We start from the raw sequence: 564 nt of genomic DNA on the forward strand, positions 1-564 counted from the left end.
CCCCCGGATCAAAGCTTGCTTACAGCTCCCCGAGGCAGTTTCGTTGTTCGCCACGTCCTTCATCGGCTCCTAGCGCCTAGGCATCCTCCGTGTGCTCTTAGTAGCTTAACCAATTGCTCCAAGGAGCAAATGCAATCTACCTTATAAACACTTCACTTGCTTACACAAGTTCAGCTAGGATGATTGTTGTTTCGGTTACTTGAACCAAACAAGCATTCATCCCTAAAAGGAATGTTCTAATTCGCAATTTTCGTTTCGATATCTAGTTTTCAAAGAACAAGCTAAATAGACGAAATTCTTTGGTGGAGCCAAGCGGGATCGAACCGCTGACCTCCTGCTTGCAAGGCAGGCGCTCTCCCAGCTGAGCTATGGCCCCTCAAATTCCATCAAAACTGAACAAATGGATAAGTAACTGTGTTGCTGTTGCAGATCTAGTCTGCGATTTGAATGTTTCCACTCGGGAAACGATTCTCCATAGAAAGGAGGTGATCCAGCCGCACCTTCCGATACGGCTACCTTGTTACGACTTCACCCCAATCATCTATCCCACCTTCGGCGGCTGGC

The 564-nt window shown here is 47.7% G+C and carries 1 tRNA gene and 2 rRNA genes; all 3 read right to left on the minus strand.

Annotated elements, in window-relative coordinates:
- A 23S ribosomal RNA gene (locus HP548_RS00175) occupies positions 1-111 on the minus strand; the annotation flags it as partial.
- Positions 112-300: 189 nt separating this feature from the next.
- Positions 301-376 (minus strand) — tRNA-Ala (locus HP548_RS00180).
- Positions 377-478: 102 nt separating this feature from the next.
- Positions 479-564, minus strand: a 16S ribosomal RNA gene (locus HP548_RS00185); the annotation flags it as partial.

It is taken from the genome of Paenibacillus taichungensis (genome assembly GCF_013359905.1).
GTDB lineage: Bacteria > Bacillota > Bacilli > Paenibacillales > Paenibacillaceae > Paenibacillus > Paenibacillus taichungensis.